Origin of the sequence: Chryseobacterium cucumeris, from assembly GCF_016775705.1 — a bacterium.
Taxonomy (GTDB): Bacteria; Bacteroidota; Bacteroidia; order Flavobacteriales; family Weeksellaceae; genus Chryseobacterium; species Chryseobacterium cupriresistens.
On record NZ_CP068760.1, the window covers coordinates 4,657,884 to 4,677,935 of the forward strand.

Consider the following 20,052-nt stretch of genomic DNA (forward strand, 5'->3'; position numbering starts at 1 on the left):
TATTTTTTTTAAATATACCACTTTCCATAAAATACGGCAAACTAAAAATTTCGCTTGCCGTTATTTATAAATTCGATTAATTATCTTTTGATTTTAAAAGCTTCCAACCCTGGGAAAATTGCAGTTTCGCCTAAAGCTTCTTCAATTCTTAATAACTGGTTGTATTTTGCCATTCTGTCTGATCTTGAAGCTGAACCGGTTTTGATCTGTCCACAGTTCATTGCTACTGCTAAATCAGCAATTGTAGAATCTTCAGTTTCTCCTGATCTGTGAGACATTACTGAAGTGAATTTGTTATTCTGAGCCATCTGTACAGCAGCCATTGTTTCAGAAAGAGAACCAATCTGATTTACTTTTACAAGGATAGAGTTCGCAATATTTTCTTTTACTCCTCTGGATAATCTTTCTACGTTGGTTACAAATAAATCATCTCCTACCAGCTGTACTCTGTCACCAATTTTATCTGTTAACATTTTCCAACCTTCCCAGTCGTTTTCCTGCATACCATCTTCGATAGAAATGATTGGATATTTTGCAGCCAGTTCCGCTAAGTAAGAAACCTGCTCGCTGCTTGAAAACTGAGCTGCATCCGGAGTCTGGAATTTTCTGTAATCATAGATTCCGTCTTTGTAGAATTCCGAAGCTGCACAGTCAAGTGCCAACATAATATCGTCACCTGGCTTATAACCTGCTTTTTCAATAGCCTGAAGTAAAGTATCCAAAGCATCTTCAGTTCCTTTGAAAGTTGGTGCAAAACCACCTTCGTCACCTACCGCAGTAGATAAACCTCTAGAATGAAGAATAGACTTTAGGTTGTGGAAAATTTCAGTTCCTTTTCTCAATGCATGAGAGAAAGAATCAGCTTTTACCGGCATAATCATGAATTCCTGGAATGCGATAGGAGCATCTGAGTGAGATCCACCGTTGATTACATTCATCATTGGAACAGGAAGTGTGTTGGCGTTCACTCCACCTACATATTTATAAAGAGGCATTCCCAATTCAGCAGCAGCAGCTCTTGCTACTGCCAGAGAAACACCAAGAATAGCATTGGCACCAAGATTTCCTTTGTTAGGTGTTCCATCAAGATCAATCATAATCTGATCGATATAGTTTTGTTCAAAAACCGGCTGTCCTACTAGATTCTCTGCAATTACTTCTTTTACATTTTCAACAGCTTTCAGAACTCCTTTTCCCAGATATTCTGAACCACCATCACGTAATTCTACCGCCTCGTGTTCTCCTGTAGATGCTCCTGAAGGTACAGCTGCACGGCCCATTGCCCCGCTTTCTGTAAATACATCTACTTCAATGGTAGGATTTCCTCTGGAATCTAAAATCTGTCTTGCTTCTATGTAAGAAATTGCACTCATTTTTTAATTTTTTTAGTTTAGACAAATTTAATCAAAATTTAACTTTCAAGGGTATTTCACAGCATTTTTTTGAAATAAATCCAAGTTAAATTTTAGTTAATTTATATTATGATAATTCCCCATTTTTGAGGGAATGGATCAGGAATTAAAAAATGGAAGATCATAACAAAACTCACCTTGAAAAGTGAGCTTTATTATACGGTATATAGGGTATTATTTTCTGGGTGTGGGAGATAAAAGACCGGCCAGGGCACCTATTGCTCCTGATGAAATAGTAGCAAATATAGTGACCAGTTGATTATCTTTGGAGGAGCCGTCATTCCAGTAAGCAATGAGTATAAGCCCTGCAATGATTGCGATAACTGCCAGCCCGAGCATCAGGACAATAATCCTGTAAATCCAGTAGTCTGTATCCTTAGTATTTCTTATTTCTACATTTTTAATAGCCTCTACAGGATTTATTCTGAACTTCTCCTGAAGATCACTGCTGTTTTTTAAAGCAGCTTCCAGATCTCCGATACTGTCGTTAATAAGAGTTTTCATGGCCTTTGATTTTATATCAAATTTCTCTCTAAAAAAAGGACCAGTCAATTACACAAAAGGGTAATTTATAATTTGGTTTTGAAGACCAGACAGGTTCCGGGATTTCCGGAAATGATTGTACAATCGCCTGATAATTCGCTCATTCTTCGTTTCATATTTCTAAGACCGTTCCCTTCTTTATGGCCGTCGGAAATTCCCTTTCCGTTATCAGAGATTTTCATAGAAAAGTTATTTTCTTCCTGCGAAAATGAAAGCTTCAGGCTATTGGCACAGCTGTGTTTATAAACGTTATTAACGGCTTCTTTCAGACAGAGAAAAAGATTACGTCTCATTTCGGTAGAAATTGGTGTTTCTGCTATGATATTTTCATATTCTGAATACACGATTATTTTTGTTTTCTTCAAAAAGTTTCCGGTATAAAGGACAGCATAATCGATAAAGCTTCCTAATTTGTCATTTCCTGAGTTCAGGCTCCAGAGCATTTCTCTCATGGAGATGTTCATTTCTTCGGAGGTTTTCAGAAGCTCATCGATGTCGTTTTGCAGATCATCGTCTTTCGCTTTCTGTTTGAGAAATTCTGCCTGAAGCTTCAATGCAGAAATTCCGGCTCCAAGATCATCATGCATGTCGTGGGAGATACGTTCCCGCTCCTGTTCCAGCACCTTTTGTTTTTCCAGTTCTTTCTGAAGAAGCTGGTTTTGATGTTCAGATTCTTTAAGCTGCTGCTGCTGAATAAAAAAAAGCTGTCTTTTATTATACAGAACAACGATTAAAACAATAAAGATGACAAAAGTTATTAATAAAATAACAGCAATAATATAAGCCAATCTTATTGTATCCGGTAGTTGCTTCATATTGTGTTTTTATTTTCAAATTTCCTTAAAGCAATATAGAACATTCCATACATAATGATATTTACACAATACTGCATCACTTTTAGAATCTGCAGAAGCCCCGGATCATTATCCCGAAGAAAAAACATGGGTATAGATCTGAAAATAAAGAAAATACTCCAAAAAAGTAAACCACAGGAAACCCAGAAATGCGGATCGTCCAGAATTTTTATTTCGTCAAAATTCTTCAGTCTGATGTACAACCAAACCAACACATTAATGATGAAATAAAAGCATACTAATATTCCTAATGTATTTTCATAGTTATCACTATAAAACTTTACAAACAGGATAATATAGGCAAGTATCGCAATCAGAATGCAGCGGAAAAACATCCTGAGTTTCTGAGGGAAGATTTTAGCATAGTAAATGTTAAAAAATATAATCAAAAAAATGCTGTAATAATTAAACAGATAAGCAAAGTCAAATTCTTTATTGAATATTTTATAATGGCCATACAGCTCCAGACAAAGCGAAAGAAATAAAAATATCGCAAAATAGTTTTGGCTGGAAAGACCTTTCTTCCCAGCTAAAACTATGGACTTTACAGTAGCCGCCAGGAGTACTGCGATGTATATTATCTGGATTACCATTTTACGGATATAATGAACCCATATCGTAATATCCTTCGTCTGTACTAAAAACCAGTGTCATTTGTTTTTCATGGGTTTCAAAATGTCTTTTATATTGGTCTTCGCGAAATTTATCGCCAAGATTATTTTCAAAAACGACTTTCTTCACATCACTGATCTCGCAAAGATTAATGATAAATGTCTCACTATCATCTTTTGACAGGGTATCTATCAGATCAACGATATGATAACTGATATAAAATGTATTATTTCGTCCTAAATAATTAGTCAATACCTGATGTCCGTTCTTAAGATAAAAATCATTAAGTGCTTTTACATTCTCATCGGAGATTTTCAGATCCTTAAGTGAAAGATCCTGATTGGCATTGATGATAAGATAATTATGCTCATCAATGGTATTTTTCCCCTCTGTTTGCAAAGAGGCCACCATGTAGATCATCTTGTTTTCAGAATTAGGTGTAAGTCGCAACCTGGAATCCCGGGGATCTATCTGTACAAAAGTGAATGTTAAATAGGTCGCTTTAATATCATTCATGAGGTCACAAATATTTTTCAGTAATGAATGTTTTACAGCATAAATACCTCCGAGATTAAAATTCACATTTTGATTTTGCATAAATAGCAAAACTCCCCTTTTAGCACTGTCAATAAAACTTTTTGCCAGAATGTGACTAATGGGCCTCATTTCCGACACATCTTCAACCAGCTGTTCAAGTTTATTACCGATAGGGCCTTTTCTGTAAGCTAAATTGTCATCAAGGATTACCTGACTTGTTGCATTTGAATTTTCCATAATTTCTTAGTTTTTTGATTGGTTAAATTTATTGACGGCCTCCACTTTGTTGTTGACGTGGAGTTTTCTGTAAATATTTCCTACGTGCTTCTTGACGGTGTCAATACTGATGAATTTTTTATCTGCAATTTCTTTGTAAAGAAGTCCCTGTGAAAGGAGTTCAAGAATTTCTTTTTCGCGTTCCGTAAGTTCATCAAAGCCTTTTATTTCCGGAAGCTTTTTTTCAAAATGATTCAATACTCTTCTTGCAATAGAAAAGCTCATAGGAGCACCTCCCTGATATACGTCCCGTATCGAAGCAAGAATCTTATCCATACTTTCACCTTTTACAAGATATCCCATGGCGCCAGCCTTTAAAGAATTAAAGATCTTTTCATCATCATCAAAGCTGGTACACATAATAAATTGGGTACCGGGAATTTCTTTTCGCAGTTTTTCTATGATCTCGATTCCGAGCATGTCCTGTAACTGGATATCCATCATCACAACATCAGGAGAGATATCTGGCAGGTTCGTTATGGCATCATTGCCATCAAAGAACTGGGCAACCACTTTCATATCCTTCTGATAATTGATGACCTTCTTCAACGCATTGTTGTAGTTTTTTTCGTCTTCTACTATGGCTATGGAAATGCTCATGACTTTGTTTGTTTGAAGCAAATTTCAACAGAAAACAATTTGAAATCAATTACACCTTTGTGTAATATTACTATTTGAGTTTGAAGTTATGGTTTAGTGTTTTAGCTGTATTAAATTTAATCAATTTTTCACTTCAAAAACAATATTATCATAAATATTTCATAATAAATCAAAATAAAAAATTACAAATACATATTTAAAATCAATTATTTTTCACAATCTGATCAAGGATAGGATAATCAATACTGCTTATTGTATGGTGGGACTTAATCTGTTCAAAGATCTGAATCCTGTTTTTGCCTTTTTTCAGCCATACTCCGGGAATGTAAAGTGTTTGCTGAGGACCTGCAGTACTCCAGTATCTTCCTGCATTTTTCCCGTTAATAAAAACAATACCTTTTCCAAAATTTCTCATATCAAGAAAAGTATCACCGGTTTCTTCAAGCACAAATTCTGCCTCCTGAATAACAGGTGAATGATCTGCAATTTCTTTATTTTTAAAGTGATGTTTTGGAAAAGTATCAAAAGGAAGAGGAAGCATTTCCCAGTTCCCGGAAACTTCAGCGCCATTAATTTTTACGGGGCTGATAATTCCTTTTAAATTATGAACAATCTCTGCTCCGTAATTGATTCTTCCCATATTTTCAACAAGAATTTCCAGCCGGTCTCCGGATTTTATTTCAATAGCAAGATCATACTTTTTATATACTCTGTTCAATTCACCTTTCCATTGGCCATTGATGTAAATATTCGCATAATCACGGAGTCCTTTTATTTCCAATATCCCTTTATGGTCTTTGTCAAACTTTCTTCTGTAAAGAACATATCCGTTTCCGATGTTCAAATCTTCAAACGTCAGTGGCTGGTCATTAATAACAGGTTTCTGATGATCGGTAAGATCAAACAGAGAATTTACTTTTGAAAATTTTATTTGTGGAATAGTGATGACTTTTACTGGTTTTGGAATATCCGGAAGTTTACTTTTATTGAGGGATTGAAAAATTTCTCTCAGCGCATTATATTTAGGGGTTGCCCATCCTGCTTCACTGATGGGAGCATCATAATCATAGCTCGTAAGATCCGGCTGGATATCATGATCCTTATCGTAATTGGCACCACTGGTAAATCCAAAGTTGGTTCCACCATGAATCATATAATAATTAAAAGAAATATCATTTTCTATATAGAGCTTTGTTTGCTTCACCACTTCTTCTGTGGAGACCTTAACGAATGGTTCTACCCAATGATCGAGCCATCCGGGATAATATTCTGCAACCATATAAGGACCTTTTCCACCATTATACTCATTGATGTTTTTCTTTAAAACAGCAATATCACCTTCTCCGTTTGCGGTAGGTAAAGCACCTTCAATAGATCCTCCTTTAAAAAGTGAACTGCCGTCTGAGGTAAATAAAGGTACCGAGATTCCGCTTTTCAACAGCATGTCTTTAATCTTATGACTGTATTTCCTGTGTTCTTCCAACGGAATATCTTTTCGCTGGGCAACGTAAGATCCAAATTCATTCTCTGCCTGTACCATAATAACCGGGCCGCCATTATTAATCTGCAGAGGTACGATCTGCTTTGCCAGCTGACTGATATATTTACGGCATTCCTCTAAGAAAGCTTTGTTGTCTCTTCTTATTTCAAGGTCTTTATTTTTCTGCAGCCACCACGGATATCCTCCGAATTCCCACTCTGCACAAACATAAGGCCCCGGACGAATGATAACATATAAGCCAGCTTCCTGTGCCGTTTTGATGAACTTCTGCAAATCTTTTTCACCTGAAAAATTCCATTTTCCCGGGGCTTCTTCATGATAATTCCAAAAAACGTAAGTCGTAACGGTATTCAGTCCCATTGCTTTCATCATCTCCAGACGATGCTTCCAATACTCCGACGGAACTCTGGGATAATGCATTTCTCCTGAATACACGGTAAATGATTTTCCGTTCAGGAAGAAATGTCCATCTTTAATTTCAAAATTTCCTTTCTGTGAAAACACAGTATTCAAGGAGAAAAATAAAAGAATTATGCATAAATAACGGTTAAAATTTCTCATATTGTAAGGCATGATTTTTGTAAAATTTAAAATATAAAAATCAATTGAATATCAAATAATATAATCATGAAAAAAAGTCTTTTAGCACTAGGTGCTGTATTGGCACTGGCAGTAGTCAGCTGTAAAAAAAGTGAAAGCGGAAACAAAAGCGTTATCAAAACAGACAGTTCAGAAACTGTAGTTACAGACAACAACGGAAAGATAGATTCGGTAACACAAAGTTCTTCGACAGTAGATATCAACGGTCAGAAAACTGAGAAAACAGATTTTGTGTATAAAGCTACTGACGGAACACTGGTGAAAGTAGTATTTAAAAACGATCCGAAAGAAAGTACGGTAGCTATTACCAGCAACAAGAAAACGTTTACCTTGCCTAAGTCGGAAACGAAAGGAGATGAAACGATTTACAAAAAAGATGATATGACTGCAAGGGTAAAAGGAGACAGCCTTCACCTTGAACAGGGTAACAATATTATTGAGCTGAAAAGAACAAAGATTTAAATAAAAAATGTCCTTCCATATTGAGGGACATTTTATTTGATAAGTATTAAATAAAAAACCATCCGGATTCCGGATGGTTTTTTTATATATCTGAATGAATATTATTCTTCAGTTTTTTCCTCAGTAGTATCAGCTTTAGCTTCTTCTACTTTCTCTTCAACTGCAGGAGCATCAGCAACTACTGCTTCAGCTTTTTTAGCAGTTGTAGATCTTCTGCTTCTTCTTGTAGCTTTTTTCTCTTCAGCATTAGGGTTGTAAAGCTCGTTGAAATCTACTAACTCGATAAGAGCAGTATCAGCAGCATCACCTGGTCTGAATCCTGTCTTGATGATTCTTGTATAACCACCGTTTCTTTCAGCGATTTTAGGAGCTACAGTTCTGAATAATTCAGCAACCGCAAATTTATTTTGAAGGTAAGAGAATACTACTCTTCTGTTGTGTGTAGTATCTTCTTTTGCTTTTGTTAATAGAGGCTCAACATATACTCTTAAAGCTTTAGCTTTAGCTACAGTAGTGTTGATTCTTTTATGCTCAATTAGAGAACAAGCCATATTAGAAAGTAAAGCACTTCTGTGAGAAGCTGTTCTTCCTAAGTGATTGAATTTTTTACCGTGTCTCATTATTAATTATTTATCAGCGTCTAACTTATATTTTGCAACGTCGAAACCGAAGTTAAGACCTTTTGAATGCACTAATTCTTCTAGTTCTGTCAAAGATTTTTTACCAAAATTTCTGAATTTCATCAAATCAGACTTACTGTAAGAAACCAGTTCTCCAAGAGTTTCTACTTCAGCCGCTTTCAGACAGTTAAGGGCTCTTACAGAAAGATCCATATCTGCTAATTTAGACTTAAGAAGTTGTCTTGTGTGAAGAGTTTCTTCATCGTACTGGATAGATGCTTTTACAGCTTCAGTTTCAAGCGTGATTCTCTCATCAGAGAATAGCATGAAGTGATAAATTAATATCTTAGAAGCTTCAGTTAAAGCATTCTGAGGGCTGATAGACCCGTCAGTTTCTATATCTAATACAAGTTTTTCGTAGTCTGTTTTTTGCTCTACACGATAATTTTCAATGCTGTATTGTACTTTCTTGATCGGCGTAAAAATAGAGTCAATAGCAATAGTTCCTACTGGAGCATTGTTTGATTTATTTTGTTCAGAAGGAACATACCCTCTACCTTTTTCAATATTGAAAGTAATTTCGAAAGTTACATCACTGTTTAGGTTGCAGATCACCAAATCCGGGTTTAAAACCTCAAATCCGTTGATAGACTTTCCTAAATCACCAGCAGTAATAACCGTTTGACCTGAAACTTTAGCAACAACCTGCTCGTTAGCCTGGCCTTCTGCTGCAGCTTTTAATCTTACCTGCTTAAGGTTAAGAATAATTTCGGTAACGTCTTCGATTACTCCTGGAATAGTTGAAAATTCGTGCTCTACACCTTCTATTTTGATAGATGAAATAGCGTATCCTTCCAGAGAAGAAAGCAACACTCTTCTCAAAGCATTACCGATTGTAAGCCCGAAACCTGGTTCTAAAGGTCTGAATTCAAATTGACCTTTAAATTCATCAGAGTTAAGTAAAATTACTTTATCGGGTTTTATGAATTGTAAAATTGCCATATTATTGGGTTGAGCAAAAATTTGATTAAAAAATTATTTAGAGTAAAGTTCGACGATAAGGTTCTCCTTAATGTCCTCCGGAATCTGGATTCTTTCAGGAGCAGAAACGAAAGTTCCTTCTTTCTTCTCATCGTTGAATTGTAACCACTCATAGTTTGACTTAGAAGCCAATGCATTGGTAACAACCTCAAGAGACTTAGACTTTTCTCTTACAGCGATTACATCACCAGCTTTTACCAAGTAAGAAGGGATATTAAGAATTTCCCCGTTCACAGTGATGTGTCTGTGAGAAACCAATTGTCTAGCTCCAGATCTTGTTTTAGCAAAACCTAATCTGTATACTACGTTATCCAATCTTGATTCACAAAGTTGTAATAGAACTTCCCCTGTTACACCTTTACTTCTGTGTGCTTTGTCAAATAGGTTAGCAAACTGTCTTTCTAAAATACCGTAAGTATATTTAGCTTTTTGTTTTTCAGCTAACTGAATTGCATATTCTGATTTTTTAGCACCTCTTCTTTTGTTAGGACCGTGTTGTCCTGGCGGTTGGTTCTTTCTTTTTTCGAAGTTTTTATCATCTCCGTAGATTGCAGCACCAAACTTTCTAGCAATCTTAGTTTTAGGTCCAATATATCTTGCCATAATGGGTAAATTCTAAAAATTAAACTCTTCTTCTTTTTGGTGGTCTACATCCATTGTGTGGCATAGGAGTCACATCAATGATTTCGCTAACTTCAATTCCTGAATTGTGGATAGATCTGATAGCAGATTCTCTACCTGCACCTGGACCTTTCACAAACACCTTTACTCTTCTTAAACCAGCTTCGTGAGCTACAGCAGAGCAATTTTCAGCTGCCATCTGAGCAGCAAATGGAGTATTCTTTTTAGAACCTCTGAAACCCATTTTACCGGCAGAAGCCCAAGAGATAACCTCTCCGTTTTTATTTGTTAAAGAAATGATGATGTTATTGAAAGAAGCCTGAATATGAGCTTCACCAATAGCTTCAACTTTTACTTTTCTTTTCTTAACTACTTTAGTTTGTTTTGCCATAATTCCTAACGATTATTTACTAGCTTTTTTCTTGTTAGCAACAGTTTTTCTCTTCCCTTTACGTGTTCTAGAGTTGTTTTTCGTTCTCTGGCCTCTTAAAGGTAATCCAAGTCTGTGACGTATTCCTCGTTGGCATCCTATGTCCATCAATCTCTTGATGTTCAATTGCACTTCAGATCTCAATTCTCCTTCTACTTTTACGTTTTCAGAGATATATGTTCTGATTGCAGCCAATTCATCGTCATTCCATTCGTTGACTTTCTTGTCTTCGCTGATACCGGCAGCTTTAAGGATTTCAGAAGAAGTACTTCTTCCTACTCCATAGATGTAAGTTAAACCGATAACACCTCTTTTGTTTTTTGGTAAATCAATACCTGCAATTCTCGCCATAATTTAATGTTAACCTTGTCTTTGTTTAAATTTTGGGTTCTTCTTGTTGATTACGAATAGTACACCTTTTCTGCGTACGATTTTGCAATCAGCGCTTCTTTTTTTAATTGATGCTCTTACTTTCATTTTGATAGTATTTATTTTTTACAAATGCCAAATGGAATGGGTATTCCATTTGGCTAATTGTTTTAATATCTAAATGTGATCCTCCCTTTTGTTAAATCATAGGGAGACATTTCTAGTTTTACCTTATCTCCAGGTAAAAGTTTAATATAATGCATTCTCATTTTGCCGGAGATATGAGCAATAAGGATATGCCCATTTTCCAGCTCTACACGGAACATGGCGTTAGAAAGTGCTTCCACGATCACGCCATCTTGTTCAATATGTTTTTGTTTTGCCATAAATTAATATCCAGTCGTTCTTGATAATTTAGACTGCATTAAGCCATCATAATGATGGTTCAGCAGATAAGTATTAATCTGTTGAACTGTATCTAAAATTACACCCACCATAATTAATAATGATGTTCCCCCGAAAAATAGGGCAAACGCATCTGTCTGAACAAAGCTTCCATGCACAATTGCTGGAAGGACTGCAAAGATAGATAAAAAAATTGCACCTGGCAAGGTAATTTTTGATAAAATATCATCTAAATAATCAGCGGTCTCTTTACCGGGTCTTACTTTCGGCACTAAACCTCCATTTCTCTTCAAGTCATCAGCCATCTGGTTTACCGGAATTGTAATCGCAGTATAGAAAAATGAGAAGATAATAATTAATAGCGCAAACAATACGTTGTACTGCCAGCTAAAAACATTCTTGAAACCTGCAAGAAAAGTGTTAGACTCATCGAATTTTGTTAATAATCCTGGTACGAACATCAATGCCTGGGCAAAGATAATCGGCATTACACCAGCAGCATTTACTTTCAATGGAATCCATTGTCTTGCTCCCTGCATAAGATTTCTGTTTACACCTCCTCTTGCTTGAGCTCTGCTTACATACTGAATTGGAATTTTTCTAACAGCTACTGATAAGATTACTGCTAAAAGAACTACCAACATCCAGAATAATACTTCAATAAGGATCATGATAGATCCCATTCCTCCTTTTCCGTTCTGCACGGCCATCTCCTGTACGAATGCCTCAGGTAATCTTGAAAGGATCCCCACCATAATAAGGATAGAGATACCATTTCCGATTCCTTTATCGGTAATCTTTTCACCCAGCCACATTGCGAATACTGAACCGGCAACCAAAATAACAATACTTGGCAACCAGAACATGATTGAATTTGGCTCTACATAGTATGCAGACTGGAACTGAGCATATGGTAAGAATAATTGAGTAATAGAAGTTAAGTAAGAAGGTGCCTGTACCAGACAAACTCCAATTGTTAACCATCTTGTAATTTGGTTCAATGTATTTCTACCTGACTCTCCATCTTTCTGAAGCTTCTGAAGATAAGGAATAGCCATCCCCATCAACTGAACAATAATAGAAGCAGAAATATAAGGCATGATTCCCAACGCCATTACGGAAGCGTGGCTGAAAGCTCCCCCCGTAAACGACGAAAGCAAGCCAAGGAGACCTGCTCCTTGCTTGTTACCGCCTTGATTTTTATAATGCTCTAAGAGATCTCCCACCTCTGCAAGGTTAATTGCAGGAAGCGAGATATAAGATGCGAATCTATACACAAGGATAATCCCTAAAGTGAAGAGAATTTTATCTCTAAGTTCTTTAAGACTCCAAATATTTTTAAGTGTTTGTATAAATTCTTTCATTAGTAAGTATTATAAGGTAATTGCTTTTCCACCTGCTTTAGCAATAAGCTCTTCAGCAGATTTAGTGAATTTGTCAGCAGAGATTGAAACCGCAGATTTCAATTCTCCTCTACCCATAATTTTCACTAATTCGTTTTTAGAAATTATTCCGTTTGCTACTAAAACTTCTTTCGTGATATCTCCGGTGATGGATTTGTTCTCGATTAAAGTCTGGATAGTATCAAGGTTAACTCCTCTAAACTCTTTTCTGTTTACGTTTTTGAATCCGAATTTAGGTAATCTTCTTTGTAAAGGCATCTGTCCACCTTCGAAACCGATTTTTTGAGAATAACCAGCTCTAGCTTTCTGACCTTTGTGTCCTTTTGTTGAAGTACCTCCTTTTCCACTACCTTGACCTCTACCAATTCTCTTTGAGTTGAAAGTAGATCCTGCAGCAGGTTTTATGTTATTTAAATTCATTTTAATTTCTCTTTTATAAAATTATTTTTGAACTTCAAGTAAGTGGCTTACTGCAGCGATCATTCCTAAGATAGAAGGAGTAGCTTCGTGTTCTACAACTTGGTGAAGTTTTTTTAATCCTAATGCTTCAAGCGTTCTCTTTTGGGTTTTTGTTCTACCAATAGCGCTTCTTACTTGCTTTACTTTAATTGTTGCCATTGTTTTAATTATTAACCGTTAAACACTTTACTTAGAGAAATTCCTCTCATTCTAGCGATCTCTTCAGGTCTTCTGATGTCTAATAACGCTTTGAAAGTAGCTTTCACTACGTTGTGAGGGTTAGAAGATCCTTTAGATTTTGAAAGGATATCGTGAATACCAGCAGATTCCAATACCGCTCTTACCGCACCTCCGGCGATCAATCCTGTACCGTGAGAAGCAGGTCTTAGGAAGATATCTGCACCACCGTATCTAGCAGTAGTTTGGTGAGGGATAGTATGGTTCATTACAGGAACTTTCACAAGGTTTTTCTTAGCGTCTTCAACTGCTTTAGCAATTGCAGAAGCAACCTCTTTAGATTTTCCTAAACCGAAACCGATAACACCTTCTTCGTTACCTACTACAACAATAGCAGAAAATCCGAAAGCTCTACCTCCTTTTGTTACTTTTGTTACTCTGTTAACAGCTACGAGACGATCTTTTAATTCTAATCCTCCCGGTTTTACTCTTTCTATATTATCTAGTCCTAACATATTTTCCGAAATTTAATGATTAGAATTTAAGTCCTCCTTCTCTTGCACCATCAGCAAGAGCTTTTACTCTACCGTGGTATACGAATCCGTTTCTGTCAAATACAATACTTTCGATTCCTGCAGCGATAGCTTTAGCAGCGATAGCTTTACCAACAGCAGCAGAAACTTCAGTCTTAGTCCCTTTAGCGTCTACACCTTTCTCTCTTGAAGAAGCTGAAACTAAAGTTTTACCATTTTTATCGTCGATTAACTGAGCGTAAATTTCCTTATTACTTTTGTATACAGATAATCTTGGCAATTCAGAAGATCCAGAGATTTTCCCTCTTACTCTTCTTTTGATTCTTATTCTTTTTTCTAATTTACTTAATGCCATAATACTTATAATTTATTAAGCAGATTTACCAGCTTTACGTCTAACAATTTCTCCTACGAATCTTACACCTTTTCCTTTGTATGGCTCAGGCTTTCTGAAAGAACGGATCTTTGCAGCTACCATTCCTAGAAGTTGGTTGTCGTGAGACGTTAAAGTAATAATTGGGTTTTTACCTTTTTCAGTCAATGTATCCACTTTTACTTCACTTGGAAGTTCTAATACGATACCGTGAGAGAATCCTAAAGCCAACTCAAGTTTTTGACCTGCGTGTGAAGCTCTATATCCTACCCCTACTAGTTCAAGTTTCTTTTCGAAACCTGCACTTACACCAACAATCATGTTGTTGATTAACGCTCTGTATAAACCGTGAAGCGCTTTGTGTTGTTTAGAATCAGATGGTCTGTTTACGTTAAGTTCACCATCTTTCTGTTCTATAGTAATTCCTGCAGTAAGCTCCTGAGAAAGCTCTCCTTTAGCTCCTTTTACAGTTACTACACCGTTGTTTTCAGTGATTGTAACTCCTGCTGGAATTGTTATAATTGCTTTACCAATTCTTGACATTTTCCTCTGATTAAAAATTAATAAACATAGCAGATTACTTCACCGCCTACTTTCTCTTCTCTAGCTTTCTTGTCAGTCATTACTCCTTTAGAAGTAGAGATGATAGAAATACCCAAACCGTTTAGTACTCTTGGAAGCTCAGCTGAACCTTTGTACTGTCTCAAACCTGGTCTAGAAGCTCTTTGAATAGACTTGATAGCCGGTTTGTTAGTTTGCTTATCATACTTTAAAGCGATTTTGATCACTCCTTGAACAGCGTTATCTTCAAACTTGTAGTTTAAGATATACCCTTGATCAAATAAGATCTTAGTAATCTCCTTTTTGATTTTCGATGCAGGAATTTCCACCACTTTGTGGCCTGCGCTTTGTGCGTTCCTTACTCTTGTTAGGAAATCTGAAATTGGATCTGTTACCATTTTTCTTTTATAAATTATTGGTTAAAGAACAATCAGTTTTGCAAAGACTTGAAGAGTAAAATATCAGACTTCAGAAATCTTCGGTCTGATATTTTTATCTTTAGTATCTGAACAACTTAATTGTCCCGATTTTTAATTAGTAATAATTACCAACTAGCTTTTCTTACACCTGGGATAAGACCGTTGTTTGCCATTTCTCTGAAAGTTACTCTGGAAATACCGAACGTTCTCATGTATCCTCTTGGTCTACCTGTTAGTTTACATCTGTTGTGTAATCTTACAGGAGAAGCATTTTTAGGCAATTTTTGAAGTCCTTCGTAATCACCAGCTTCTTTAAGAGCTTGTCTTTTAGCAGCGTATTTAGCAACTAGTGCTTCTCTTTTGCGCTCACGCGCTTTCATTGATTCTTTAGCCATTTCTTAGTTCTTTTTAAATGGTAAACCGAAGTGAGTTAATAATGCTTTAGCTTCTTTATCTGTTTTCGCAGTAGTAACGAAAGTGATGTCCATCCCCTGGATTTTTTTCACTTTGTCAATTACGATTTCAGGGAAGATAATCTGCTCAGTAATACCTAAGTTGTAGTTACCTCTACCATCGAAACCATCAGCTTTGATACCAGAGAAATCTCTGATACGTGGTAAAGCAGAAGCAGTAAGTCTGTCTAAGAATTCATACATCTGGTTTCCTCTTAAAGTAACTTTTGCACCTACAGGCATACCTTTTCTCAATTTGAAAGCAGCTTCGTCTTTCTTAGAGATTGTACCAACAGCCTTTTGACCTGTGATATTTGTAAGCTCTTCTACAGCATAATCAATGATTTTTTTGTCTGCAGTAGCATCACCTAAACCTTGTGATACAACGATTTTCTCTAATTTAGGTACTTGCATTACTGACTTATACCCGAATTCTTCCATCATTGCAGGAACAATTGTCTCTTTATATGCTTTTTTGGGTCTTGCTATATATTCCATGTTAATTCAAATTATAAAGTTTCACCCGTTTTTTTGTTAATTCTTACTTTCTTATCTCCTTCGATTTTGTAACCGATTTTGATAGCTTTTCCGTCTTTACCAACTAAAGCTACGTTTGAGATATGAATAGAAGCTTCCTTCTCAGTAATTCCTCCTTGAGGATTAGAAGCTGAAGGCTTAACGTGTTTTTTAACGATGTTAAGTCCTGCAACGATTACTCTTGGGTCTCTACCTTCTTTCTTGATCACTTCAATAACTTCACCAGTCTTACCTTTGATATCTTTCTTACCAGTAGTAATGATTACGTTATCTCCTCTTTTTATTTTTAACTTTGACATTTCTTTTAAAAATTTTTAAAATTAAAGTACTTCAGGAGCTAATGAAATGATTTTCATATATTCTTTGTCTCTCAACTCACGAGCAACTGGTCCGAAAACACGCGTTCCTCTCATTTCTCCCGCTGCGTTTAGTAATACACAAGCATTGTCGTCGAATTTGATGTATGAACCATCTTTTCTTCTTACTGCTTTCTTAGTTCTTACTACTACAGCTTTAGATACCTGACCTTTTTTAGCGTTTCCAGATGGCGTAGAATCCTTGATCGTAACAACGATTTTATCACCAACTGAAGCATATCTTCTTCTGGTTCCTCCCAGAACTCTGATCACTAGTACTTCTTTAGCACCTGTGTTATCAGCAACTTTTAATCTTGATTCTGTTTGTAACATTATTACTTAGCTTTTTCAATGATTCTTACTAATCTCCATCTCTTGCTCTTGCTCAAAGGTCTAGTTTCCTGGATCAAAACTGTATCACCTTCTGTGCATTCGTTGTTCTCGTCGTGTGCAGTATATTTTTTCGTTTTCAAAACGAATTTACCGTACATCGGGTGCTTTACTCTTGTAGTTTCACTAACAACAATAGTTTTTTCCATTTTATTGCTGGAAACCACTCCGATTCTTTCTTTTCTTAAATTTCTATCCATTGTAAAATGAAATTATTGTTTGTTAGTTAACTCAGTGTTTAGTCTTGCGATTGTTTTTCTCAAATCTCTGATTTGAATCGGGTTTTCAATTGGGCTGATTGCATGAGCCAATTTCAATTTAGAATATTGAGCTTTTGCTTCAGTTAATTGAGCTTGAATATCACCCGCGCTTAAATTTTTAATATCAGCATTTTTCATTGTATTCAAAGATTATAGAGGTTTAACAAAATCGTTAGCAACGATGAATTTAGTAACTACTGGTAATTTTTGTGCAGCAAGTCTTAAAGCTTCCTTAGCGATATCGTAAGGTACACCTCCAACTTCGAACATAATTTTACCTGGTTTTACTACAGCTACCCAATATTCAACAGCACCCTTACCTTTACCCATACGTACTTCCGCTGGTTTCTTAGTAATTGGCTTATCTGGGAAGATTTTGATCCATAGTTGACCTTCTCTCTTCATATATCTTGTCGCAGCGATACGAGCCGCTTCAATCTGTCTTGCAGTGATCCAAGCTCCTTCCGTTGCTTTGATCCCAAAAGTTCCGTAAGCAAGTTGACTACCTCTCTGGGCATTCCCCTTCATCTTCATCTTATGAACTCTACGGAATTTGGTTCTTTTTGGTTGTAACATAATTTCTAAATTTTAGATTTTAGATTTTAGATTTTAGATTTTTTTTATTTTAAAAAAGTAACGGTAATTTAAAATTCAAAATTTCTAATCTAAAATTTTAATTATTATTGTTATTGTTGTTGTTTTTTCTAGGTCTTCTGTTGTCTCTGTCTCCTCCTCTGTTTCCTCTGTCTGACTGACCTCCTTTTTTCTGTTGTCCCACTAGTGGAGAAAGTTCTCTTTTACCGTAAACTTCACCCTTCATGATCCAAACTTTTACCCCTAGTCTACCGTAAGTAGTGTGAGCTTCTGCCCAGTGGTAATCAATATCAGCTCTGAAAGTTGACAATGGAATTCTTCCTTCTTTGAAAGATTCTGATCTTGCCATTTCAGCTCCGTTTAATCTACCAGAGATTTGAACTTTGATACCTTCAGCACCCATTCTCATAGTACTTGCCATTGCCATTTTAACAGCTCTTCTGTAAGAAATTCTGTTTTCAATTTGCTTAGAAATACTATCAGCAACTAGTACAGCATCTAATTCAGGTCTTTTGATTTCGAAAATGTTGATTTGAATATCCTTACCAGTCAATTTCTTCAACTCTTCTTTCAATTTATCAACTTCCTGACCTCCTTTACCGATGATAAGTCCCGGTCTAGCAGTAGTAATAGTTACTGTAACTAATTTTAAAGTTCTTTCAATATAAATTTTTGAAATACCACCTTTAGATAATCTAGCTTCAAGGTATCTTCTGATTTTGTAGTCTTCAGCGATTCTGTCTCCATAATCGTTTCCACCAAACCAGTTAGAATCCCATCCTCTGATGATACCTAATCTGTTACCAATTGGATTTGTCTTCTGTCCCATACCTTGATTAATTTTCTTTGTTACCTAAGATTAATGTAACGTGGTTAGATCTTTTTCTGATTCTATACCCTCTACCTTGTGGAGCTGGTCTTAGTCTCTTCAATTGTCTTGCACTATCCACAAATATTTCTTTAACGATAAGGTTTGCTTCCTCGATGTCAGCACCTTCGTTTTTCACTTGCCAGTTAGCCATAGCAGAAAGAAGTAATTTCTCTAACTTGTTAGAAGCATCCTTCTTAGAATATTTTAGGATATAAAGTGCTTTGTCTACCTGCTCTCCTCTAATGATATCAGCAACTAATCTCATTTTTCTTGGAGAAGACGGGCAATTATTTAATGAAGCTTTTACAACGTCTTTGTTAGCTTCTTTTCTTGCGATTGAACTATCTTGTTTTCTTGATCCCATGATTATCTGCTTCCTTTGTTTTTGTTACCACCATGACCTCTGAAAGATCTTGTTGGAGAAAATTCGCCTAACTTGTGACCAACCATGTTTTCTGTAACGTAAACAGGGATAAAAGATTTCCCGTTGTGTACAGCAATAGTTTGTCCTACGAAGTCCGGAGAGATCATAGATGCTCTAGACCAAGTTTTGATAACTGTCTTCTTACCAGACTCTATATTTGCCTGAACCTTCTTATCTAAAGTATGATGAATGAACGGTCCTTTTTTAAGTGATCTTGCCATAATTATTTTCTTTTAGATACGATGTAACGGTTAGACACTTTGTTTTTCTTTCTAGTTTTGTAACCTTTAGCCGGTTTACCGTTTCTAGATCTTGGGTGACCTCCTGAAGAACGTCCTTCACCACCACCCATTGGGTGATCTACTGGGTTCATTACAACCGCTCTTGTTCTTGGTCTTCTACCTAACCATCTGCTTCTACCAGCCTTACCTGATACAGTTAATTGGTGATCTGAGTTGGAAACAGAACCAATCATTGCCATACATTCAGTAAGGATCATTCTTGATTCTCCTGAAGGTAACTTGATGATTGCATATTTACCATCTCTTGAAGTTAATTGAGCTGAAGAACCAGCACTTCTTGCTAAAATTGCACCTTGTCCAGGCTTCATTTCAACACAAGAGATTACAGTACCCAATGGAATATTTTTCAATTTCATTGCGTTACCTACGTTTGGTTCAACGCTTTCTCCTGATACTACTTTCTGATCAACTTTGATACCGTTTGGAGCGATGATATATCTCTTCTCTCCGTCTGCGTACTCTAATAAAGCGATAAATGCAGTTCTGTTTGGATCGTATTCTACAGATTTTACAGTAGCTTCAACGTTTGCTTTGTTTCTTTTGAAGTCAATAATTCTGTATTTCTTTTTGTGTCCACCTCCGGTGTAACGCATGGTCATTTTACCTGTTTGGTTACGTCCACCTGACTTTTTAATACCAACTGTTAGAGATTTCTCTGGTTTGTTGGTAGTAATTTCCTCAAAATTGTTTACAATTCTGAATCTCTGTCCCGGGGTGATAGGTTTTAATTTTCTAACAGACATTACTATTATTTATAATTAATAATTAATTTACAGCAAAAATATCGATAACCTCACCTTCAGCAAGTTTGATTACCGCTTTTTTCAATTTATTTGTCTTTCCTACTTGAAGACCTTTTTTAGTGTATTTTGAAGAAACCTTCGGAGCATAAATCATTGTGTTAACGTCTGCTACTTTTACACCGTAAGCCGCTTCAACAGCTTTTTTGATCTCGATTTTATTCGCCTTAGGATTCACTAAGAAAGAATAAGAACCTCTTAAATCTGTAAGGTAATTAGCCTTTTCTGAAATAACTGGTTTAATAATAACTGACATGA

34 protein-coding genes are annotated in these 20,052 nt (G+C 36.1%); 1 reads left to right on the forward strand and 33 read right to left on the reverse strand.

Annotation, left to right across the window (positions count from 1 at the left end; all coding sequences use genetic code 11):
* Positions 1–80 precede the first annotated feature (80 nt).
* The 7 genes from eno to JNG87_RS20900 all read right to left on the reverse strand — a co-directional run bounded on the left by eno (position 81) and on the right by JNG87_RS20900 (position 6,896).
* Complete coding sequence (gene eno, locus JNG87_RS20870; protein WP_047427629.1) at positions 81–1,373, reverse strand: phosphopyruvate hydratase; 1,293 nt, start codon at positions 1,371–1,373, stop codon at positions 81–83.
* A 213-nt stretch (positions 1,374–1,586) separates the two neighbouring features.
* Positions 1,587–1,916 (reverse strand): hypothetical protein, encoded by a 330-nt coding sequence (locus JNG87_RS20875; protein ID WP_202840838.1) that lies wholly within the window; start codon positions 1,914–1,916, stop codon positions 1,587–1,589.
* Positions 1,917–1,981: 65 nt separating this feature from the next.
* Complete coding sequence (locus JNG87_RS20880; RefSeq protein WP_202840839.1) at positions 1,982–2,770, reverse strand: sensor histidine kinase; 789 nt, start codon at positions 2,768–2,770, stop codon at positions 1,982–1,984.
* Positions 2,767–3,402, reverse strand: a complete 636-nt coding sequence (locus JNG87_RS20885; protein ID WP_202840840.1) for a hypothetical protein — start codon at positions 3,400–3,402, stop codon at positions 2,767–2,769. The genes JNG87_RS20880 and JNG87_RS20885 overlap by 4 nt, the downstream gene beginning before the upstream one ends.
* Position 3,403: 1 nt before the next feature.
* Positions 3,404–4,195 (reverse strand): hypothetical protein, encoded by a 792-nt coding sequence (locus JNG87_RS20890; RefSeq protein ID WP_202840841.1) that lies wholly within the window; start codon positions 4,193–4,195, stop codon positions 3,404–3,406.
* Positions 4,196–4,201: 6 nt separating this feature from the next.
* The gene (locus tag JNG87_RS20895) at positions 4,202–4,834 is read right to left on the reverse strand and encodes a response regulator (RefSeq protein WP_202840842.1); all 633 of its coding nucleotides are present in this window, start codon (positions 4,832–4,834) and stop codon (positions 4,202–4,204) included.
* A 202-nt stretch (positions 4,835–5,036) separates the two neighbouring features.
* Positions 5,037–6,896 (reverse strand): glycoside hydrolase family 35 protein, encoded by a 1,860-nt coding sequence (locus JNG87_RS20900; RefSeq protein ID WP_202840844.1) that lies wholly within the window; start codon positions 6,894–6,896, stop codon positions 5,037–5,039.
* Positions 6,897–6,962: 66 nt separating this feature from the next.
* Between JNG87_RS20900 and JNG87_RS20905 the strand changes: the two genes are divergently transcribed.
* On the forward strand, positions 6,963–7,397 hold the full coding sequence (locus tag JNG87_RS20905; RefSeq protein ID WP_137905027.1) for a hypothetical protein: 435 nt from the start codon (positions 6,963–6,965) through the stop codon (positions 7,395–7,397).
* Between the two features lie 101 nt (positions 7,398–7,498).
* Here the strand turns inward: JNG87_RS20905 and rplQ are convergent, their stop codons facing one another.
* From rplQ to rplW, 26 genes are all read right to left on the reverse strand, one after another.
* On the reverse strand, positions 7,499–8,017 hold the full coding sequence (gene rplQ / locus JNG87_RS20910; RefSeq protein WP_110008555.1) for a 50S ribosomal protein L17: 519 nt from the start codon (positions 8,015–8,017) through the stop codon (positions 7,499–7,501).
* A gap of 6 nt (positions 8,018–8,023) precedes the next feature.
* Positions 8,024–9,019, reverse strand: coding sequence for a DNA-directed RNA polymerase subunit alpha (locus tag JNG87_RS20915; RefSeq protein WP_047376582.1), 996 nt, complete (start codon positions 9,017–9,019; stop codon positions 8,024–8,026).
* 33 nt (positions 9,020–9,052) lie between these two features.
* Positions 9,053–9,661, reverse strand: coding sequence for a 30S ribosomal protein S4 (gene rpsD / locus JNG87_RS20920; protein ID WP_110008554.1), 609 nt, complete (start codon positions 9,659–9,661; stop codon positions 9,053–9,055).
* A 19-nt stretch (positions 9,662–9,680) separates the two neighbouring features.
* The gene (gene rpsK / locus JNG87_RS20925; RefSeq protein WP_002983263.1) at positions 9,681–10,070 is read right to left on the reverse strand and encodes a 30S ribosomal protein S11; all 390 of its coding nucleotides are present in this window, start codon (positions 10,068–10,070) and stop codon (positions 9,681–9,683) included.
* 12 nt (positions 10,071–10,082) lie between these two features.
* Positions 10,083–10,460, reverse strand: coding sequence for a 30S ribosomal protein S13 (gene rpsM, locus JNG87_RS20930; protein WP_002983260.1), 378 nt, complete (start codon positions 10,458–10,460; stop codon positions 10,083–10,085).
* A gap of 9 nt (positions 10,461–10,469) precedes the next feature.
* Positions 10,470–10,586 (reverse strand): 50S ribosomal protein L36, encoded by a 117-nt coding sequence (gene rpmJ, locus JNG87_RS20935; RefSeq protein ID WP_007839480.1) that lies wholly within the window; start codon positions 10,584–10,586, stop codon positions 10,470–10,472.
* Positions 10,587–10,648: 62 nt separating this feature from the next.
* Positions 10,649–10,864, reverse strand: a complete 216-nt coding sequence (gene infA, locus JNG87_RS20940) for a translation initiation factor IF-1 (RefSeq protein ID WP_002983257.1) — start codon at positions 10,862–10,864, stop codon at positions 10,649–10,651.
* Between the two features lie 3 nt (positions 10,865–10,867).
* Positions 10,868–12,247, reverse strand: a complete 1,380-nt coding sequence (gene secY, locus JNG87_RS20945) for a preprotein translocase subunit SecY (RefSeq protein ID WP_002983253.1) — start codon at positions 12,245–12,247, stop codon at positions 10,868–10,870.
* A 9-nt stretch (positions 12,248–12,256) separates the two neighbouring features.
* Complete coding sequence (rplO, locus tag JNG87_RS20950) at positions 12,257–12,706, reverse strand: 50S ribosomal protein L15 (RefSeq protein WP_110008553.1); 450 nt, start codon at positions 12,704–12,706, stop codon at positions 12,257–12,259.
* A gap of 21 nt (positions 12,707–12,727) precedes the next feature.
* Positions 12,728–12,904, reverse strand: a complete 177-nt coding sequence (rpmD, locus tag JNG87_RS20955; protein WP_029297759.1) for a 50S ribosomal protein L30 — start codon at positions 12,902–12,904, stop codon at positions 12,728–12,730.
* An 11-nt stretch (positions 12,905–12,915) separates the two neighbouring features.
* Complete coding sequence (rpsE, locus tag JNG87_RS20960) at positions 12,916–13,437, reverse strand: 30S ribosomal protein S5 (RefSeq protein WP_002983245.1); 522 nt, start codon at positions 13,435–13,437, stop codon at positions 12,916–12,918.
* Between the two features lie 19 nt (positions 13,438–13,456).
* Positions 13,457–13,810, reverse strand: a complete 354-nt coding sequence (rplR, locus tag JNG87_RS20965; RefSeq protein ID WP_002983242.1) for a 50S ribosomal protein L18 — start codon at positions 13,808–13,810, stop codon at positions 13,457–13,459.
* A gap of 15 nt (positions 13,811–13,825) precedes the next feature.
* Positions 13,826–14,371 (reverse strand): 50S ribosomal protein L6, encoded by a 546-nt coding sequence (gene rplF, locus JNG87_RS20970; RefSeq protein WP_110008552.1) that lies wholly within the window; start codon positions 14,369–14,371, stop codon positions 13,826–13,828.
* A gap of 17 nt (positions 14,372–14,388) precedes the next feature.
* A complete protein-coding gene (gene rpsH / locus JNG87_RS20975) occupies positions 14,389–14,787 on the reverse strand; it encodes a 30S ribosomal protein S8 (RefSeq protein WP_002983236.1) in 399 nt (132 codons plus the stop codon).
* A gap of 146 nt (positions 14,788–14,933) precedes the next feature.
* Complete coding sequence (gene rpsN / locus JNG87_RS20980) at positions 14,934–15,203, reverse strand: 30S ribosomal protein S14 (protein WP_002983233.1); 270 nt, start codon at positions 15,201–15,203, stop codon at positions 14,934–14,936.
* Between the two features lie 3 nt (positions 15,204–15,206).
* Positions 15,207–15,758, reverse strand: coding sequence for a 50S ribosomal protein L5 (gene rplE, locus JNG87_RS20985; RefSeq protein ID WP_034694682.1), 552 nt, complete (start codon positions 15,756–15,758; stop codon positions 15,207–15,209).
* Between the two features lie 11 nt (positions 15,759–15,769).
* Entirely contained in the window at positions 15,770–16,096 is a 327-nt protein-coding gene (gene rplX / locus JNG87_RS20990; protein WP_047427597.1) for a 50S ribosomal protein L24, read from the reverse strand.
* 21 nt (positions 16,097–16,117) lie between these two features.
* Positions 16,118–16,486: a 50S ribosomal protein L14 gene (gene rplN, locus JNG87_RS20995; RefSeq protein WP_002983226.1), complete on the reverse strand. Its 369-nt coding sequence runs from the start codon at positions 16,484–16,486 to the stop codon at positions 16,118–16,120.
* Positions 16,487–16,488: 2 nt separating this feature from the next.
* On the reverse strand, positions 16,489–16,743 hold the full coding sequence (gene rpsQ, locus JNG87_RS21000; protein ID WP_027371715.1) for a 30S ribosomal protein S17: 255 nt from the start codon (positions 16,741–16,743) through the stop codon (positions 16,489–16,491).
* Positions 16,744–16,755: 12 nt separating this feature from the next.
* Positions 16,756–16,941: a 50S ribosomal protein L29 gene (gene rpmC / locus JNG87_RS21005; RefSeq protein ID WP_034694678.1), complete on the reverse strand. Its 186-nt coding sequence runs from the start codon at positions 16,939–16,941 to the stop codon at positions 16,756–16,758.
* A gap of 12 nt (positions 16,942–16,953) precedes the next feature.
* Positions 16,954–17,379 (reverse strand): 50S ribosomal protein L16, encoded by a 426-nt coding sequence (gene rplP / locus JNG87_RS21010; RefSeq protein ID WP_076596996.1) that lies wholly within the window; start codon positions 17,377–17,379, stop codon positions 16,954–16,956.
* A gap of 97 nt (positions 17,380–17,476) precedes the next feature.
* Entirely contained in the window at positions 17,477–18,226 is a 750-nt protein-coding gene (gene rpsC / locus JNG87_RS21015; RefSeq protein WP_034694675.1) for a 30S ribosomal protein S3, read from the reverse strand.
* Between the two features lie 7 nt (positions 18,227–18,233).
* Positions 18,234–18,632: a 50S ribosomal protein L22 gene (rplV, locus tag JNG87_RS21020; protein WP_002983214.1), complete on the reverse strand. Its 399-nt coding sequence runs from the start codon at positions 18,630–18,632 to the stop codon at positions 18,234–18,236.
* A gap of 2 nt (positions 18,633–18,634) precedes the next feature.
* Positions 18,635–18,913 (reverse strand): 30S ribosomal protein S19, encoded by a 279-nt coding sequence (gene rpsS / locus JNG87_RS21025; protein ID WP_002983209.1) that lies wholly within the window; start codon positions 18,911–18,913, stop codon positions 18,635–18,637.
* Between the two features lie 2 nt (positions 18,914–18,915).
* Positions 18,916–19,737: a 50S ribosomal protein L2 gene (gene rplB, locus JNG87_RS21030; RefSeq protein WP_027381305.1), complete on the reverse strand. Its 822-nt coding sequence runs from the start codon at positions 19,735–19,737 to the stop codon at positions 18,916–18,918.
* A gap of 22 nt (positions 19,738–19,759) precedes the next feature.
* On the reverse strand, positions 19,760–20,050 hold the full coding sequence (rplW, locus tag JNG87_RS21035; RefSeq protein ID WP_002983204.1) for a 50S ribosomal protein L23: 291 nt from the start codon (positions 20,048–20,050) through the stop codon (positions 19,760–19,762).
* Positions 20,051–20,052 lie beyond the last annotated feature (2 nt).

Bases quoted from the DNA above. Each gene is read 5' to 3' on its own strand.
- secY (WP_002983253.1), bottom strand. From the start codon at position 12,247: ATGAAAGAATTTATACAAACACTTAAAAATATTTGGAGTCTTAAAGAA.
- rplF (WP_110008552.1), bottom strand. From the start codon at position 14,371: ATGTCAAGAATTGGTAAAGCAATTATAACAATTCCAGCAGGAGTTACA.
- rpsS (WP_002983209.1), bottom strand. From the start codon at position 18,913: ATGGCAAGATCACTTAAAAAAGGACCGTTCATTCATCATACTTTAGAT.
- JNG87_RS20890 (WP_202840841.1), bottom strand. From the start codon at position 4,195: ATGGAAAATTCAAATGCAACAAGTCAGGTAATCCTTGATGACAATTTA.
- eno (WP_047427629.1), bottom strand. From the start codon at position 1,373: ATGAGTGCAATTTCTTACATAGAAGCAAGACAGATTTTAGATTCCAGA.
- JNG87_RS20885 (WP_202840840.1), bottom strand. From the start codon at position 3,402: ATGGTAATCCAGATAATATACATCGCAGTACTCCTGGCGGCTACTGTA.
- rplV (WP_002983214.1), bottom strand. From the start codon at position 18,632: ATGGGATCAAGAAAACAAGATAGTTCAATCGCAAGAAAAGAAGCTAAC.
- rplQ (WP_110008555.1), bottom strand. From the start codon at position 8,017: ATGAGACACGGTAAAAAATTCAATCACTTAGGAAGAACAGCTTCTCAC.
- rplP (WP_076596996.1), bottom strand. From the start codon at position 17,379: ATGTTACAACCAAAAAGAACCAAATTCCGTAGAGTTCATAAGATGAAG.
- rplB (WP_027381305.1), bottom strand. From the start codon at position 19,737: ATGTCTGTTAGAAAATTAAAACCTATCACCCCGGGACAGAGATTCAGA.
- rpsH (WP_002983236.1), bottom strand. From the start codon at position 14,787: ATGGTAACAGATCCAATTTCAGATTTCCTAACAAGAGTAAGGAACGCA.
- JNG87_RS20880 (WP_202840839.1), bottom strand. From the start codon at position 2,770: ATGAAGCAACTACCGGATACAATAAGATTGGCTTATATTATTGCTGTT.
- rplN (WP_002983226.1), bottom strand. From the start codon at position 16,486: ATGTTACAAACAGAATCAAGATTAAAAGTTGCTGATAACACAGGTGCT.
- rplO (WP_110008553.1), bottom strand. From the start codon at position 12,706: ATGAATTTAAATAACATAAAACCTGCTGCAGGATCTACTTTCAACTCA.
- rplW (WP_002983204.1), bottom strand. From the start codon at position 20,050: ATGTCAGTTATTATTAAACCAGTTATTTCAGAAAAGGCTAATTACCTT.
- JNG87_RS20905 (WP_137905027.1), top strand. From the start codon at position 6,963: ATGAAAAAAAGTCTTTTAGCACTAGGTGCTGTATTGGCACTGGCAGTA.
- rplR (WP_002983242.1), bottom strand. From the start codon at position 13,810: ATGGCATTAAGTAAATTAGAAAAAAGAATAAGAATCAAAAGAAGAGTA.
- infA (WP_002983257.1), bottom strand. From the start codon at position 10,864: ATGGCAAAACAAAAACATATTGAACAAGATGGCGTGATCGTGGAAGCA.
- JNG87_RS20875 (WP_202840838.1), bottom strand. From the start codon at position 1,916: ATGAAAACTCTTATTAACGACAGTATCGGAGATCTGGAAGCTGCTTTA.
- JNG87_RS20895 (WP_202840842.1), bottom strand. From the start codon at position 4,834: ATGAGCATTTCCATAGCCATAGTAGAAGACGAAAAAAACTACAACAAT.
- rplE (WP_034694682.1), bottom strand. From the start codon at position 15,758: ATGGAATATATAGCAAGACCCAAAAAAGCATATAAAGAGACAATTGTT.
- rpsE (WP_002983245.1), bottom strand. From the start codon at position 13,437: ATGTTAGGACTAGATAATATAGAAAGAGTAAAACCGGGAGGATTAGAA.
- rplX (WP_047427597.1), bottom strand. From the start codon at position 16,096: ATGTCAAAGTTAAAAATAAAAAGAGGAGATAACGTAATCATTACTACT.
- rpmJ (WP_007839480.1), bottom strand. From the start codon at position 10,586: ATGAAAGTAAGAGCATCAATTAAAAAAAGAAGCGCTGATTGCAAAATC.
- rpsK (WP_002983263.1), bottom strand. From the start codon at position 10,070: ATGGCAAAACAAACTAAAGTAGTTAAGAAAAGAAAAGTAAAAGTTGAA.
- rpsN (WP_002983233.1), bottom strand. From the start codon at position 15,203: ATGGCTAAAGAATCAATGAAAGCGCGTGAGCGCAAAAGAGAAGCACTA.
- JNG87_RS20900 (WP_202840844.1), bottom strand. From the start codon at position 6,896: ATGAGAAATTTTAACCGTTATTTATGCATAATTCTTTTATTTTTCTCC.
- rpsQ (WP_027371715.1), bottom strand. From the start codon at position 16,743: ATGGATAGAAATTTAAGAAAAGAAAGAATCGGAGTGGTTTCCAGCAAT.
- rpsC (WP_034694675.1), bottom strand. From the start codon at position 18,226: ATGGGACAGAAGACAAATCCAATTGGTAACAGATTAGGTATCATCAGA.
- JNG87_RS20915 (WP_047376582.1), bottom strand. From the start codon at position 9,019: ATGGCAATTTTACAATTCATAAAACCCGATAAAGTAATTTTACTTAAC.
- rpmC (WP_034694678.1), bottom strand. From the start codon at position 16,941: ATGAAAAATGCTGATATTAAAAATTTAAGCGCGGGTGATATTCAAGCT.
- rpsM (WP_002983260.1), bottom strand. From the start codon at position 10,460: ATGGCGAGAATTGCAGGTATTGATTTACCAAAAAACAAAAGAGGTGTT.
- rpsD (WP_110008554.1), bottom strand. From the start codon at position 9,661: ATGGCAAGATATATTGGACCTAAAACTAAGATTGCTAGAAAGTTTGGT.
- rpmD (WP_029297759.1), bottom strand. From the start codon at position 12,904: ATGGCAACAATTAAAGTAAAGCAAGTAAGAAGCGCTATTGGTAGAACA.